9 protein-coding genes are annotated in these 17065 nt (G+C 38.0%); 3 read left to right on the top strand and 6 right to left on the bottom strand.

The features are described from left to right. Positions 1–93 precede the first annotated feature (93 nt). From MS6x_RS02440 to MS6x_RS02430, 3 genes are all read left to right on the top strand, one after another. Complete coding sequence (locus tag MS6x_RS02440; protein ID WP_482605189.1) at positions 94–873, top strand: carboxylesterase family protein; 780 nt, start codon at positions 94–96, stop codon at positions 871–873. A 117-nt stretch (positions 874–990) separates the two neighbouring features. Next, positions 991–2094, top strand: coding sequence for a Gfo/Idh/MocA family protein (locus MS6x_RS02435; protein ID WP_482605188.1), 1104 nt, complete (start codon positions 991–993; stop codon positions 2092–2094). A gap of 551 nt (positions 2095–2645) precedes the next feature. After that, positions 2646–4061 carry a T9SS type B sorting domain-containing protein gene (locus MS6x_RS02430; protein ID WP_482605187.1) on the top strand — a complete coding sequence of 472 codons (1416 nt, stop codon included), beginning with the start codon at positions 2646–2648 and terminating at the stop codon, positions 4059–4061. Between the two features lie 63 nt (positions 4062–4124). Here MS6x_RS02430 and MS6x_RS02425 read toward each other — a convergent pair whose 3' ends face one another. The 6 genes from MS6x_RS02425 to MS6x_RS02400 form a co-directional block, all read right to left on the bottom strand. Then, positions 4125–7454 (bottom strand): VCBS repeat-containing protein, encoded by a 3330-nt coding sequence (locus tag MS6x_RS02425; RefSeq protein WP_482605186.1) that lies wholly within the window; start codon positions 7452–7454, stop codon positions 4125–4127. A gap of 108 nt (positions 7455–7562) precedes the next feature. After that, positions 7563–9317, bottom strand: coding sequence for a RagB/SusD family nutrient uptake outer membrane protein (locus tag MS6x_RS02420; RefSeq protein WP_482605185.1), 1755 nt, complete (start codon positions 9315–9317; stop codon positions 7563–7565). A gap of 35 nt (positions 9318–9352) precedes the next feature. Then, positions 9353–12592 (bottom strand): SusC/RagA family TonB-linked outer membrane protein, encoded by a 3240-nt coding sequence (locus MS6x_RS02415; protein WP_482605184.1) that lies wholly within the window; start codon positions 12590–12592, stop codon positions 9353–9355. A gap of 521 nt (positions 12593–13113) precedes the next feature. Then, positions 13114–14349: a multiheme c-type cytochrome gene (locus MS6x_RS02410; protein WP_482605183.1), complete on the bottom strand. Its 1236-nt coding sequence runs from the start codon at positions 14347–14349 to the stop codon at positions 13114–13116. Between the two features lie 615 nt (positions 14350–14964). After that, the gene (locus tag MS6x_RS02405; RefSeq protein WP_482605182.1) at positions 14965–15615 is read right to left on the bottom strand and encodes a TonB-dependent receptor plug domain-containing protein; all 651 of its coding nucleotides are present in this window, start codon (positions 15613–15615) and stop codon (positions 14965–14967) included. A gap of 272 nt (positions 15616–15887) precedes the next feature. Further along, positions 15888–17063 carry a class I SAM-dependent methyltransferase gene (locus MS6x_RS02400; protein ID WP_482605181.1) on the bottom strand — a complete coding sequence of 392 codons (1176 nt, stop codon included), beginning with the start codon at positions 17061–17063 and terminating at the stop codon, positions 15888–15890. Positions 17064–17065 lie beyond the last annotated feature (2 nt).

Below are 17065 nucleotides of genomic sequence, written 5' to 3'. Positions count from 1 at the left end.
AAAACACAATATAAAAAGACACTTATTAAGTGTCTTTTTTGTTTTTCATGTCTCAAGCATATAAATAGCTTGAAAATTTTGTAGATTTCCGGTATGGTAAACACGTGTTTTCTTTATGTTTTGGAACGTATACGTACAGCTAAACGTTCAAATAGCTCAAAAGCGTTTTTGCTTTGTGTTGTTCTTTTTGTGAACGGATGTTCGGCCCAAAACCAGGCACTTCTTTTGGATGACCAAATGGAAACAACGGTAAAGGAAAAGCTAAATTACTATCTGTACTTACCAGATAACTACAAGCCAGATAGTGAAGAAGAATATCCCTTATTACTCTTTTTACATGGTGGTGGTGAATCTGGTGATAGTTTGGTTGCCGTAAAACGGAATGGTCCTCCAAAATTGATTACTCAGGGGAAGAAATTCCCATTTCTAATTTTGGCGCCACAAAATCCATATCAAAATAAATGGTGGAACACCCGTGCAGTGAAACAACTTTTGGATAGTATTGTTACCACGTATAACGTTGATAACAGTAGGGTGTACCTTACAGGATTAAGCAGGGGAGGAGGAGCTGCTTGGGAAATGGCCGTGCAGTATCCACAAAGCTTCGCTGCTATGGCGGTGGTATGTGGTATGGCTCCATTGCCTTATGCCTCGTGGATTAATAAAGAAATGCCTATTTGGGTATTTCACGGTGAAGACGATAAATCTATTCCTGTTTCCGAATCGGATAACATGGTAGCGAAACTTAAGCAAATGGGCTATGATATTCAGTATACAAAATACCCTGGGGTCGGTCATAATTCATGGATACAGGCTTATAATACCGAGGCACTTTATGATTGGTTTGTGGAGCAAAGAAAGGAATCGGATTAAAGAAACTTTACTTACTAATTAATGTTTTATATGAATTTTATGAACCGTATTTTATTTTACCAGAGACTGATTTCAGAATAAATAGTACCTTTCAATACTGACAAAAAGTAAAACAAAATGAAAAATATTTATATTATCACCCTATTCATCTTTATGATTTCAAATTCATTTATTGCGCAAAAAAAACAAGTAAGATTGGGTGTAATAGGACTTAGTCATGGTCATGTAGGCTGGATTTTAGGCCTTGAGGATGCTAGTGATGTTACCATGGTGGGCATCGTAGAGACAGATATGGAGTTGGCTAAACGGTTATCTCGTGAATATAATTTTTCAATGGATTTGGTATTTGGTACCATTGAGGAGATGATAGCCGCCAAAAATCCGGAGGCCGTTGCTGCATTCGGTACAATATATGATCATTTGAAGGTGGTTGAAGTTTGTGCACCAAAGGGTATTCATGTTATGGTAGAAAAACCTTTAGCTGTAAGTTTAGCGCATGCACAAAAGATGGAAGCTTTGGCTAATGAACATAAAATTCACTTACTCACCAATTATGAGACATCTTGGTACCCCACCAACGTTAAGGCTAATGACATACTTAAAGAAGGTACTATTGGTGCCCTAAGAAAGGTGATTGTTCGCAATGGTCATCGAGGGCCAAAAAAAATTGGAGTAAACAAAGAGTTTTTAGCATGGTTAACGGACCCTGTACTTAATGGGGGTGGAGCAATAATAGATTTTGGATGTTATGGAGCTAATCTTTTAACATGGCTACAGAAAGGAAAAAAACCGAATTCAATTACTGCTGTCACACAGCAACTTCAATCTGAAAATAACCCAAAGGTAGATGACGATGCAACGATAATACTTACATATGATGAATCCATGGCCATACTGCAGCCCTCCTGGAACTGGCCTATTGGGCGAAAGGACATGGAATTATATGGAACCTTAGGCGCTGTTTATGCAGATTCACGAAACCAGCTCCGTTTGCGCATTGCTGAAGGATACGATGGGTTTAAGGAAGAAACTTATGATTTGGAGGAACGAACACCTCCTTTTGACGATCCGTTTGCTTTATTTGCCGCTGTGATATTAGGGGAATTGCAACTAGAGCCTTTTGACCCTTATAGCTTGGAAAATAATATGATTACCATGGAAATTTTGGATGCCGCGGTTCAAAGTTCGAAGAAAGGAAAGACTATAACCTTAATGGAATAATCTTTTGGCTAGGATGACTGATTTTGTAATTGCACATTACATTGAAATGAAAGATACCATTGTTTTGCATTACGGTTATTGTTCATAGGTCCGTGCTACCAGGTCTTATTTGTTATTCATTCTAATTAGTAGATTCTCAAAAGTTTATTGTGTCCGGAATATGCCACTTATTATGTAGCGCAATACGTTGAAAAAATGCACGTTGCAGGATTAATAGTAAGTTGAAAGGATTTTCTTCTATTTCAAGAAATTGATTTGTATTGTTGTCAAAACCCAAAAGAGATTTTAGATGATTCGCGTTGCCTTTAAATCGTCTATGAACATCATGTTTATTTAAAAAATTACTATCTTTTATTATTTTAGCAATATCGCTTTTCGATAATAAAAATAATGGTATTTGATTTAGATTAATAAAGTTAATATTTTCAACTTATTCTTAGTTTTACTTTATGCATGTGAGTCAGTTTTGATTTTTGGGACCGTTGAGTAGCGGAGTAACTTTAAGTGATACTATGAGTTTGTTACCATCTAATTTTTGTACAAAGTACCTAATGAGAACGATGTTTCTATCATCTATTTTCTTTAGCGTATTCTGTAGTGCACAAGTTAGTTGTCCTGTTATCACCTTACCGGTTAATGGAGACGTAGATGTGCCTGTTGATACCCGGGTCGTATGGGAATTAGTTTCGGGTATAGATGGGTATTCGGTATCCTTGGGGACCACCCCTGGAGGTTCTGATATTTACAATAGTCGTTCTGCAGCCTTAGTTAACAGTCTTGTTCCCATTGTAGGGTTACCAGATAATACTGAAATCTTTGTAACGATAAGTCTATTTTTAGACGATGGCTTTACTTTTATAACCTGCCCTTCCGAGCGTTTTAGAACTGTAGACGTCACCACCCCACCTAACTGTACTACTTTAAGTAATCCGTTGCCAAACAGTGAAGGCGTGGCATTAGGGGAGAATATTATTTGGGATTATGCCCCTACAGCTACCGGTTATCGTTTGGCGATAGGCACTTCAGAGAATAATGATGATTTACTGCCAGAGACAGATGTTGGTAATGTGTTAACCTATAGTTTCATGGATAACTTTCCTGTTAACACGGAGATTTTTGTTAGGATAACACCTTACAATGAAAATGGTGATGCGGGAATTTGTCGTGTAGAGCGATTTGTAACGGGTGATTCAAGTATTGATTGCGAAGTTTTTAGACCAGAAATTAGTATACCTGAATCTATTGGTTTGTGTGCAGATGAAACTGAGGTTTCTATTGTCAGCGACGATCGTGCGGATGGGTTTAGATGGTTTAGAATAAACACGGATGGTACCGAAGAATTAGTATCGGAAACAAACGTTTTTACTACCCAGGATATAGGGTCGTACAGGTACGAGGCCTATATTTCTGTTGCTATTTTAGGCGAAATTACGGAATGTGCAAGTATAAGGGAATTCCAAGTGGTTCGCTCTGATGTTGGAGTTGTTGATAGTGTTGAAACGGAAATAAACGCTTTAGGTTTGGATTTAACGGTAAACGTGATTGGGAATGGCAGTTATGAGTATGCCTTGGATGATGAAACTGGGCCTTACCAAGATAGTAATGTATTTAGAAACGTTAGTGAAGGTGACCACCTAATTTATATTAGGGACAAGAATGGTTGTGGAACCATAACGTATGAGTTTGTACAAACGTTGAGGCCAGACGATTTTCCAAAATTCTTCACCCCTAATAATGATGGTATTAATGATTACTGGCAACTTTCTCCTTTAAATGATAATGTTCCAAGTATACGTGCCCTTTATGTTTTTGATCGATATGGGAAATTACTATCTCAAATTAATCCAGATTCTATTGGTTGGGACGGTACTTACAATGGCAGGCCTATGCCTTCTTCCACCTATTGGTTTAAAGCCGTTTCGGTTTTTGATAGAGAGATTCAAGGTTATTTTTCGTTAAAAAGATAGCGCTATTGTTTCTTCTGTGTTTAACTGGTTATTTTTACTAATCAAGGAATTAGTTGGACTAAGCTATTTTTTTGAATCCTTAAATACCAAAAGCTTCTCTTTATTCTGGGTTATAAAATAGTATGAACCACCGGCAGCACTCTTTACTTCTGCAATAGACTTTGCATCTTTTGGTGCTAAAAGACCACTCTTGCTATTTGGAACCGTTTCAAAAGAGCCCTTGCCATTGCCCTTTAAAAATATGCCGTTTAAGGCATCATATTTTCCAATAAACGTTTCATTGCCAAAATCGTTTCCAACTCCTAAAATATCTAAATTCCCATCGGAATCTATATCCTTTAAAACAAGACTATTCAGTGGTGCCAATTGAGCTGCAATAGGTAATGAATGTATTTTAAACGAGCCATTTCCAAGATTTTCTACAAAGCAACTGTTATCGTAGTTACCTTTTAAAATCGTCGCGTTTTCTAATTCAGAGGCAGAAAATAAGGTGTTTTCGGTTGCTTTTGCATAGTCTCTGTAATAATTGAATTTCGACCTGAACAAGGTGCTTTGTTTATTCACATCTCCCCAAAAGTTGACAGGAAAGGACTCAAAATTACCATTTATGTCCTTAAAATACGCAAAGGTAACGGGGTCAATACTACCGTTCTTGTCAAAATCCTTGGCAATAACAGTAACTGGCCGCTCTGTAGAAGGCTGAAACAAATTATTCCGCCCTAAGTTTCCCGCAACAAAATCAATATCACCATCATTATCCATATCGGCAGCGGCAATACTTTCCCACCAACCCAAGAATGTTTGGATTCCTGTATTCTCTACTTTTTCAAAAGAAGCGTTATTATTCTTGAAAATTGTAATAGGCATGAGTTCACCAACAACGATCAAATCTTGTTGACCATCTGCATTGTAGTCACTCCAAACGGCATCGGTTATCATACCTAAAGAACGCAAGTCGGGTGCAAGCATATCTGTGACATCTTTTAATATCCCGTTTTCGTTCATCAGAAGAAAGCTTTTCTCAGGCATAGGATATTCGCCTATGGGAGTTCTTCCGCCAACAAACACATCTATAAGGCCATCACTGTTAAAATCCATTGCTTTTACAACAGATCCACTGGTGTTGATTTCCGGTATTCTATTTGCATCTTCTGTAAAATCTCCATAACCATCGTTTAAATAAAACCGATCTCGGTAATTATTACTGCCTTCTTTAAATTGATTACTACCTGAGACGAAATACATATCAAGGTCACCGTCATTATCAATATCGAAAAGTTCAATAGCTTCTTCTTCAAACTCCATGTCATTTGGCAGAGTGAACAATGCTCTTTGTTCAAAACCTCCATCCTTATTTTGGAATAGGAGCAGAGGAGAGTGTTTGTTGGTACTTCCAATGATCACATCCTCCAGAGAATCTCCATTTAAGTCACCCACGGCAAGACACGGGCCATTTTGAGATAGCTTTCGGAGTAGCGTACGTTGTAAATCAAAATCTATGAAATCTATATCTTTTAGGTCGATATCAAGGTTTAATTGTTCCGTGACATCAGAGAAATACGTATTATTCGAAGATTCGGGAACAGCATGAATTGTATTTAGGTTATCTGACTTGATACCATTTTCATAGGCGATAGCAACAGTTTGATTGGCTTCAATATTCTCTATAAGTTGATAAGTTCCATCTGGCCATTGAATTTGAATCTCTACAACCGTATCGCTCGTCCCTAGTCCAAAGTGAGCAATAGGCTCTACGGAGGACATATATCCTCTCGTTAAATAATGTTCGTAGTATTGAATTTTATCCTTACCGTAGTTGATTTTGATTTTAGTTCCAATACCCAATGGGTTTCCATTTGGGCCGTTAAGTGCCAATCGTAAAAAATTGTTCTTCTCACTTTTAGTTGCACCATGGGTATTTTCGTACACGAACGCTTCATCGTTAATGTTATTCACGATATAGTCCAGGTCGCCGTCTTGGTCCAGATCGGCAAAAGCCGCGCCGTTTGAAAAAGACGGGATATTTAATCCCCAGTTTTGAGTCTCCTCTTCAAAGGTCCAGTCTCCTTTATTGCGATACCCATAGTTAGCTACTTTGACTTCCGGTATGGAATCCAATATTTTAGAAGGACTTAAAAATGCGTTGACGCTAATGGCGAAATCCCCAAAATCTTTATCGGTTATATCACGGGGAAAACCATTGGTAATCAAAAGATCTCTAAAACCATCATTGTCCGCATCCATAAACAATGGCGACCAGCTCCAATCAGTTTTGGATATACCGGCCATTAGGCCTATTTCGTTAAAATTACCTGCAGAACCATTTCCTTTATGAAACATGTTGCGCATGTATTGATATTGATAATTATATCGTTCATTTAAGGTGTATTCTACATAATTTGTACTGCCGATATTGGTTTTCATACGATGGTTGGTCTCACCGAGCATGTCTAAAGTTAGAATATCCAAAAAACCATCGTTGTCATAATCAGATATGTCGGAACCCATAGAAAACTTGCTCTGATGCTTTAGATATGATCCAACTTCATTGGAAAAGGTGCCATCTTGATTATTGATATACAAAATATCGTTGGTGAGATAATCATTGCTTATATGAAGATCTGGCCAACCATCAAAATTTAAGTCGGCTACGGCGAGCCCAAGACCAAAACCCTCGTAAACAATACCTGCCGAAACGGTAACATCTTCAAATGTTCCGTCACCTTTGTTTCTATATAACCGATCATTGCTTATTGCAGAACCATCGTTAACGCTTACACGATAATTTGTAGGTAATTCATGTACCTGTTCGTTATTTAATACATAGAGATCTAAGAAGCCATCTTTGTCGTAATCAAAAAATGTAGCGTTCATGCTATTTCTACTATCATCGATTCCATAGGCTTTAGCCATTTCTTTAAATGTTGGTACACCATCTTGATTTAAACCTTGATTTACAAAAAGCATATTACGTTTTTCGTTACTGCCACTTGCCATAGCTACACAAATATAAACATCCATCCAACCGTCTAAGTTGATATCAACAACGGCCGCTCCGGTACTCCATTTTTGTGGGGCCTCTATACCCGATACCACTGATATGTTTTCAAATTGAAATTCCCCTTTATTGAGGTATAACTGGTTTGACACTTGATTGCCTGTAAAAAGTATGTCGTTACGATTATCATTATTAAAGTCTGCAATAGCAACGCCGCCACCGTTAAATATATATTCCTCTGTTAGGATATTAAAGGTGTCCGTTTCTGTAATACGGTTATTGAAATTGATGTTCGTGTTCTGTCCAGATTTTAAAACGAAGAGCGTTTTTTCCTTCTTTTCACATGAGGAATTTAAAAGAACTACTAATAGGAAAACTAATACATTTATTCTCATTGGATAGCGAGCTTGTTAAGTATAGGGTAATAAAAAAAGCAGTGATTATACAAAGATAATCACTGCTTTTGGTATTAAAAATCTTCAAGGAAGATTTATTGTTCTGCCCTAGTATGCAGGATCTTGAGTTAAGGTTGGTGCGCCATCTTTAACGGAACGATCTATTGCTTCTAATGGAATAGGGAAATATTCATGTTTCCCTTCAACAAAGGTTTTACCTGCAAGGTAAGCTCTGCTCTGAGATTCGCTTTGTACGTAAGCGTTCAATGTTTCAGCAGCAATACCCCATCGTTGTAGGTCAAAGAATCTATGACCTTCCATTGCGAACTCTAAACGGGTTTCAAAACGAACCGCTTTACGAGCAAGTGCTGGATCTGTCCATGGATCATTATATTGTGCAATTTCATAGTTTGCAGCTGGCTCATCCGGAACAATGGTAAAATCATTACGCTCTGCACCTTGTATTGCTCTTGGTACAAAACCTGCAGGATTAGAAGCCCTTGCTCTGATTACATTTACCAATTCTCTGGCTCGTTCAAGATTGCCTAATTCTACTTCTACTTCTGCTAACCACAAGTATATCATGCCTAAACGCATAATCCTGTAATTGTTGGCAGAAAGGTTCTGCCATCCGCCGCCAGCAAAAAATTCTTGCTCGGCAACATGTTTTCTAGAAACAAAAGGACCGGCGTAATTCAAATCCCTTGCAAAATCTACTTGTGCAATTTTGAAATTCTTGTAAAGAATTCCAGGTCTACCCACAGTGTGGTCTAGTCTTGGATCTAAAGGACCATCATATACCGAAGCCATGGTGTCATCTACATCTGAAGGTACATTTGAATCGTTAAAGGTATCCAATAACGGTAACCCTCCTTCAGTTTTATAAGCGTTTACCAAGTTTTGACTCACCTGATAGAAACCACAGCAACCCCAAGGATCGGTGTATGGATGTGCTAAACCAACACCACGGTTGGATACATCAGCGTTTGCTTGGCTAACTGCATATTGCACTTCAAAAATAGATTCGGAATTGTTACGTGTACCTACCAAGAAGTTATCTTCAAAGTTTGGTACTAAAGTAAACCCTCCGTTGGTAAGGATGTCCTCAAGGATAGGTTTTGCTTCCTGTAGTTTGGCCGTGTTAGCCGAACCATCAGCGTTAAATCCTTGATACACTTTAGCCTTAGCTAAAAATGCTTTGGCTGCCCAGCTTGTTGGTCTACCTACTTCACTTTGTGTAGCAGGAAGAACTGCAGCGGCTGCTTCAAAATCAGCTTCTATAAATGGCCATATTTCGCGATCATTTGGAACTAAAGTACTTCCAAGATCAGCTAAATCAAAATTAGAATCATCTATATAAACAGGTCGTTCCCACATTTTACGTGCTTCGAAGTGAAAAATCCCTCTTAGAAAACGTGCTTCTGCAATGATCTGCGCGCGTCGCTCATCCGAAATTCCTTCTTCAACTTTGGCCAATGTAGTAATGGCATCATTTGTAGTAGCAACACCCAAGTACAAACCTCTCCACTTATCACGAATGTGAATGTTAAAGTTTTGAAAATCGTATTGCTCAATAAATGATTGCTCTGGCTGATCTCCTGCATCCGTACCCTTTAGGGCATCATCGGAGGGCAAGTTAAACACCCAGTTTTGAATCTCATTGTGCCAGGTTTGGCCTTGTAGGCCACCACCTTGCAACATATTGTAGGAACCTAACAGAATTCCTTCTACACCTTCGGCTGTTGCTACATCACCTTCACCAAAAGCCGCTTGGGGCTCTTTGGAAGAAAATTCGTCTGCACAACCTGTCACTAAAAAAAGTGAGGCGACGAAAATTAATAATACTCCTTTGATTGTTTTCATTTGCATTTCATTTTAAATTTCATATTCAATTTTTATTACTGTAACGTGATATTCAATCCTAAACTTAAGGTTACTGGTACCGGGTTGAATCCACCATCATACCCTAAGGTAAGGTTTCTATTGGCATCTCCTGTTCTTCTTAAGGAGATTTCTGGATTTAAACCTGAATACTTGGTGAAAGTAGCAACATTTTGTGCCTGAATGTAAATTTGTGCATTGGCCAAACCTACATCTTTCAAAGTTTCCACTGGGAAATTATAGGTCAGTTGTATATTTCTGATTCTAAAGAAGCTACCATCTTCAATTAAATAAGAGGAAGGTTGGCTACTCGTAGCATCATCAGCATCCATAATTGGGGATGTTGCTCCTGGATTGGCCGCGGTCCACTGCGAAACTGGTGCAGTTGGGTTTGCCGGTTGCCATGCATCGTTTAAGGCTCTTGAAGACCTGTTCCCTTGGAACGTATTAAAGTCAGCAAAATAACGTACATAGTTAAAGATGTCATTACCCTGCGATCCGTTTCCAAAGATGTTAAGACTTAAGTCCTTGTAATTAAAGTCCAAGTTAATACCGTATGTAAAATCTGGATGTGGACTTCCTATGATGGTTCTATCATCCGAAGTAATAACTCCGTCACCATTGGTATCTGCAAATCTAAATTTACCTGGTGCGTTGTAATCACCAAATTGCGGTGCCGCTTGTGCTTCAGCCTCTGATTGGAAAATTCCTAACACTTCATATCCGAAATAAGAGGAAATAGGATCTCCCGCCTGCGTAATGGTAATTGCTGGTATACGTTCTGTACGACCGAAGATTCTTTCATCCGGAGTACTTAATGCATCAACTTCAGTTCTGTAGGCAGAAAGGTTACCATTTATACTAAAGGTAAAGTCTTCGCCTATTTTACTGTTATAGCCCAATGCAATATCAAATCCTTTAGACGTGTTACCACCAACGTTTACGGATGGAGGATTAGCCTGGCCCGCAGTAAATGTAGGCTGTGCTGGAAGAAGCATATCAGTTACGACACGATCCCAAAGATCTAAACCAAAAGTAAATTTGTTATTCAACATCACCATGTCAATACCTATGTTATTAGATGTTGTGGTTTCCCATTTTGCATTAGGATTTCCAAATTGGCCTGGTTGAAAACCTATTTGTGGCGAACTTGTTGAACCATCAATTGGATAACCACCAGTTACGATATCTGATCGGTAGGTGGTAAAGGCATTATAGTTACCAATATCTTGGTTACCTGTTTGTCCCCAACCGTAACGTACCATTAAATTATCTATCCAATCTACACCGTCCATGAAGTTTTCATCGGACATTCTCCAACCTAAGCTGAAAGCAGGGAATACCGCACTTCTGGAAGCTTCTCTAAAACGAGAAGATGAATCGTTTCTTAATGTAAACTGTGCTAGGTACTTCCCATCATAATCATAATTGAGTTGTGTAAATTGTGACCATAGTGAAAAATCGTCAAGAATGAAACCGGCATTTTGAGCTGTAGTAGCATCACCTAGATTCAAATAGCTAATAATGTTATTCGTGTCGAAAGCAAAACGTTGTCTACTAGCATCATAACCTTCTGCAAATCGCTGTATAGATTCAACACCAACATATGCTTTTACATTGTGTACATCGTTAAAGGTCTTATTCCATGATAAACCGTTTGTCCAAGTCCACGCATACGCATATCGCGAACGTGCCGATGAACTGTTGATGAAGTTACCTTCTACATATTCGGGTTGCGGACGACCAATATCTCTAATACGTTGCGTAGTGGCATCCACACCAAAACTAGTACGAATCTCTAAATTTTCTGCCAATTGATAAGCCGCATATACATTACCTAACAAACGTAAATCGTACTGACGATCATCTTGATTTCTGGATAATGCCGCGAATGGGTTAAAGTTATTACCCAAGTTGGCACCTCTACTACCGGCAAAGTTACCTACAATGTCACGAACAGGTAGTAATGGGTGGTGTTTGTACGAACCAGCTATTGGCCCTTGCTCCTCATCGAGGTTGTTGACACCTTTTCTGTTCTCTAGAGACACAGTAAAGTTTTCTCCAATAGTCAACTTGTTGTTTATACCTTTAAACTCTGTATTAGCTCTCAACGAAACTCTGTTGTATTCTACAAATCTGACAATATCTTCTTGTTCGAAATACCCGAGGGAGAATGCATAACGTGCACTCTCAGTTGCTCCGGATGCTGAAATGTTATGCTGTTGGATGGGTGCCGTACGTGTAATTTCATCATACCAGTCAGTGTCCGCTGCACGCGTGATGGCGTAAATATTACCTTCTTGAAGAGCGTACAAATCAGGATTAGTTGCTGGATCGCCTTCGAAAGCTCCGCTAGGGAAAACGAAATCTGGAATTGTGATTTCTCCATTAGGACCATAGTCATATTGTCCGTGCGTTGGTGTTCTACCAGCATAGCGATCCGCTAAGAATAAATACGTACCAAGATCTTCCGCGTTAAGTACATCAGGCGATGTAGTGGAAGTCTGTAAACCATAAAACGTATTATAGGATATGGAAGGTTTTCCCATTTTCCCTTGTTTAGTTGTAAGGATGATAACCCCGTTTGCCGCTCTAGAACCATAAATAGATGCTGCAGAGGCATCTTTTAACACTTGCAATGACTCAATGTCATTTGGATTTATGTTTCCTGGCTCTGTTGTAGGAACACCATCAATAATATATAATGGGTCGTTGTTTCCGACGGATCCAAAACCACGGATACGAACGGTAGCTGCACCACCTGCTCGAGAATCGTTAACAATGTTAACACCTGCTCGAGAATCGTTAACAATGTTAACACCTGCTGCCCTACCTTGTAGTTGTTGTGCAAAAGTAGTTGCAGGTACAGAAAGTAGTTCATCGGTATCTACCACAGCTACGGCACCAGTCAAATCCTTTTTGGCTTGACTACCATAACCTGTTACTACAACCTCGTCTAACTTACTAGCGTCTTCTTCCAATGTAACGTCGATAGTGGTTTGACCATTAATAGGAATGGTAACAGACTTGTAGCCAATATAGCTGAATACCAAGGTGGCATCGCTATCTGCTGTAATCGTATAATTACCATCGAAATCAGTTTGGGTTCCATTGGTGGTGTTTTTCACCAATACGTTGGCTCCTGGTAAGGGGCCAGTTGCGTCGGAGACGGTCCCAGTAATTGTTTGTGCTTGAATAGTACCCAGAAATAATAAGGCAACTATAAAAGGCAATTTCTTGAAAAAAAGATTTTTCATGCGCTCAGTTTTAGTTTAGTTAAGTTAATTATTTAGATTACTCTAGTTTCAGTTGAGAAAGTTTTGCAACATCCCAACTGTAAATTTATGTTAAAACTTGTGAAACACAAAATATCATAAAAATTTTAACAGTAATTCTTTATTTTGATATTAAAATACATGCGATTATAGGGATTTGATAACCAATCTCAGCAATATCCAGTTTATACCTTATGCAATTAATAGGCTTGTTTATAGAAGGTTTAGGGTTGTGTTTTATCGTATTGGTTTGGTTTGCAAAGGTATCCTGCCTTGAGATTAAAAGAAGCTGTTGCTATTTGAATTCCGTAAAGTAGAGATTTGTATACGGGATGGCTTATGTTAATTAGTTATTCTTGAATTCTAATGACAGCTCGTTTGGAAATTCTAGTGTGTAAAGAGTAAAGGCGTAAACCTAAAGATGCTAGCACTACTATTCTAAACAAAGCTAGTACTACCTTTTTTACCATGTTTATAAGGTATATTTTTGAGTACGTCTCGTATTAAGGTTGTGTTTGCTTTTGCAACACACTATCTATATACACACCGATAAGATGGGTTCGAACATTAACCGATTTTTCAAAGCCATTTTTAGTTGACCTTACTTTCATAACGTTGGAAGGGGATTCTGGCATATGGCAGGATATACAGTTTGTATAGTCCTTTATATCAGATCCTGAATTAGTTGTGTGCAAAATTTCTGGCTGGTTATGACAGGATATGCATTTGGAATTAAAATGTTGTGAATTACTTCTTTGGTTTTTATGAGGGTCATGACAAGTGATGCAGTTCATCTCAGTACTTTCTTTATAGCAGGGACTACTTATTAAAAGACCATATTGGTTCCCATGTACATCTAAATCGACATTAGTTCCGCTGGCATTATAATTTTTAGAATGTTCTTCTAGATTATCGCCTATAAGAAAAGAGAACGGATTCTCAGTAATCTGATTGTTTCGGAGACCAGCGTGACATTGCGCGCAGGCATCCATTTGCTGTTTACGGTTTAGCGTTTCTGCTTGTACTATAGGGTCAAAGGCTAATTGCTTTAAATTTCCCACTCTGAAATCCACATGGTCTTTGGAAGGGCCATGGCAACGTTCACAGTCCACACCGTACATGAAGGAATTTTTATCATAAACGTTCGACTCCCCTGAAATTTTTTCGTTTTTCGCAAAAGTAACATGACATTTAATGCAATTGTCCATCACAGGTCTTTTAAAACTATAGTTGGGATATCCAGGGCTATTGATCCAGCTATCCGTTAAGGTGAAATAGGAGGCTTGTAGTTGATATAGGGAATCTCCTTCAAATGTTAGATAGGATTGACCTTTAACACCAGAGCCAATGGTAATATCAATTTTTGATTTTTCAAGTACTTTGCCATGATATGTTTTTGAGGTTTGATAACCTTCACCCTCTTCTTGTGTCATGCTTACGAGACTACCTGCTAAATTAACTGTATTCTCACCACGGTTAAAGCTACCAAGAATATTCTCAGAATCTCCTGGAGCTGAAGTATTGTAATGCGCAGTTGAAATATGCGTCTTGTATATTTCTTCATGACAAGGAATACAGGATGTGGACCCAGCAAATTTCTTGCCGCTGTAATGCATGGGTAATTCGACTGTTAAATCCTGATATTCGGATAAGGATATCTCCGAGTAATAATTATATAAGAAATAGCCAAGCACGAGTAATGCCAAAAGGCAAATCCCGAATAGTGATTTCTTTAACACGCAAGCAATTTTTTGGTATCCATAAAACTTAAAAATAAATTCTTGAGAAATGGATTTTCTTTATTCATTATAAAAATACAACCTTTTATATGGAACCACACAAATTTCAAATCATTTTAGGTACAAATCGGTGAGGCGTTTACCTTAGAATTGACGACATCTTATTTAACGTCAACCCTACAATTAGATGCCCAATAGACAATTCATCCAGCTTACTATGGATGAGCTGCTGAAAAATGATAAACCTCGTTTTAAACAGATTGTTATCCCGAGTATTGAGTTAAGCTACAGTAATGAATAATTCCTAAAGTAGACATCTTCACTTTGAATAGGTAGATAAAACTAGGCAATCTTAGACTAGTATCGATAGTGGGTAAAACAATCAATATACATGCTGTTGTATCCTTCGATGGATTATAAATTCAAGAGAGGTTATGGCAATCCGATTATGTGGTCATGGGCTACAAGTAAGATGAATGCAAAAGGTTACAAAATAGATATTCAACATTGTACTAGCTATGAATTACTCAGAGCTCTTACCTCATATTATGACCTCATATGCGAAGATAGACTTAGATTAGCTTTTTTATGATGACCTGCGTAGGTTTAATCTAATTAGTTTTTCATCTTGATAATTAGGACGCCATTGGCACCCCGCGACCCGTAAAAGGAAGCAGCATCGTCGCGTAGCACCCTAACCGAAGCAACCTCCCTAGGAAAGATAAACTCCAAGGAACTTACAGGTGTACCGTCTACTATAATCAAAGGATCTTGCCCGGCTTGAACTGAATTTACCGGAACCAATTGAATCGTTTTTCCGTTAACTCTTGCTCCAGGAATTTCTGTAGCGATAAGTTGATACATATTTAAATATTTACTGTAGTCCTTTGGTTCTTTTTTAGTTCGTTTGACCTTAGTCTCAAAACCTAGTTCTTCCAATTCCTCCTCTGAAACAACAGATTTACTTTCAGGGAAGACAATTAGCATTCCGTTATTCCCGTCATACAGTTTTGTTACAATACCATAATTCCAAGAAAATGCGGAAATCGTTTTGTTGTCAGGTTTCATACCTATCTTAAACTCACCTTTCTTATTCGTCTTAATTTTTGTTTTTACTGAATCTAGATATATGATAGCACGTTTTACGGGTTCCTGTTCAGAATTTAATACGGTACCATTCACCCATTGTATTCTTGGTGTCTCTTTTTGAGCATTACTTTGGAAGGAACCAATTCCAAGAAATACCAACATTATAAAAATTTTCATAATCGTATGTGTCTAAAGTGTGAGTTTCTCTCTGTGTAACAACTAAGGTAGTTATAAAAGCCATGGTGGCTACCATGTTTAAGAAGTTTTTATTATCATAGCAACTAATATCATTTGATTTCTTAAGGGTTGGTTGTGATTTTCACAAAATAATAGGCGCATAGTACTGTATTAGTTTGTCCAAATCTTAGCCATCATAAGTGCATGCTTTAGATCAATAAAAATTATACAAGCCGAATCCTTTAAGGTGCTAGGATTTGGGTAAGTTAGCTTTACTTAAGACAATGAATAATTATAGGTTTATCCTCCATATTTTTGGTAAAAAACAGATAGTCCGTTCCTCCTTCTTTTATTTTGAGTTTTTTTCGGATTACGGCAACGCTATCCGGAAAGTTTCGGGTGGTAATATTTGCCTTTGTTAGCCCTATTCTCTTTACCTCTTTTTTATTATAATTTAACACTTGTTTGATTTCAAAACGTCTTCCCGGAAAATCTTGCAGTGTTTCAGAGGTGTACAAATGGGAATGGGTGTGTAATTTGTAAACGGATAATCTGCAACTGATCAGTTTAAAAGCACCTGATTTTAGCAATGCTGCATTTGGTTCATAGAGGTAGTTTTGAGGTTGTGAAATTTTGGGCGCTGCTAGCCTTTCTTCGGAAAGATGAAAATCGAAACGATGCTCGCTATCACTCCTCATATTTACCGACTTTATTATCGGTTCTTTTGTGAAACCCTCCTTTAGAATCCATAATACTTCTTTTACCTCGTTTTCAATCGAAACGATATGTATTTCTTTTATATGCTTTAGTTGTTTTAATCCTGCGTTCAAATCTAAAAGTGGTCCTGTTTTGATTAGGATATTTTGGGTTTTTGTAAAAAGTAGGTCTAGATGTTTCGTGACATCAGGCTCACATTCCGTTAGATAAAACACTTTTTTATTTGTATTTGTCCTCCGTGATGGATCAACAAAAATCCAATCAAATTTTTCTTTGGTTTCCCTTATAAAATCAATTCCATCACTAGAAACAAAATTAATATTGGATACCCCTATTTGCTTAAAATTATGGTCGGCGATTTTAGATAGATTTTCATCTTTTTCAACATGGTAAACGCGCTCTATTTTTTTGCTAAAGGAATAGCTGTCTACTCCTAAGCCGGCGGTAATGTCCGCTAGGGAGCTACCCGTTACCATACGGGCCTTGTAGCCGGCAGCCATTTCGGATGATGTTTGCGAGATATTTAGCTTGTTTGGGTAATAGATATTTTCTGTTGAAAACCAGGTAGGTAATTTGTTTTTGCACTTGTATTTTGCTTCTATTTGCTCCGCCAGTTCTTTTGAGGAAACATCCTCAAAAGAAGATTTCTGAAACAGCAATGTTGGGATATCGATGTTAAGGTTTGTGTTAATGAATTTTTGTACATCGGTATGCAAAATAGCATCGTTCATTT

The organism is Maribacter sp. MS6 (assembly GCF_056839185.1).
The sequence above is the reverse complement of the archived record's forward strand: the minus strand, read 5'-3'. Positions and strand labels throughout refer to the sequence as shown.

Coding starts and splice junctions, on each gene's coding strand:
- MS6x_RS02440 (WP_482605189.1), top strand. CDS start 94: ATGGTAAACACGTGTTTTCTTTATGTTTTGGAACGTATACGTACAGCT.
- MS6x_RS02435 (WP_482605188.1), top strand. CDS start 991: ATGAAAAATATTTATATTATCACCCTATTCATCTTTATGATTTCAAAT.
- MS6x_RS02430 (WP_482605187.1), top strand. CDS start 2,646: ATGAGAACGATGTTTCTATCATCTATTTTCTTTAGCGTATTCTGTAGT.
- MS6x_RS02425 (WP_482605186.1), bottom strand. CDS start 7,454: ATGAGAATAAATGTATTAGTTTTCCTATTAGTAGTTCTTTTAAATTCC.
- MS6x_RS02420 (WP_482605185.1), bottom strand. CDS start 9,317: ATGAAAACAATCAAAGGAGTATTATTAATTTTCGTCGCCTCACTTTTT.
- MS6x_RS02415 (WP_482605184.1), bottom strand. CDS start 12,592: ATGAAAAATCTTTTTTTCAAGAAATTGCCTTTTATAGTTGCCTTATTA.
- MS6x_RS02405 (WP_482605182.1), bottom strand. CDS start 15,615: ATGAAAATTTTTATAATGTTGGTATTTCTTGGAATTGGTTCCTTCCAA.
- MS6x_RS02400 (WP_482605181.1), bottom strand. CDS start 17,063: ATGAACGATGCTATTTTGCATACCGATGTACAAAAATTCATTAACACA.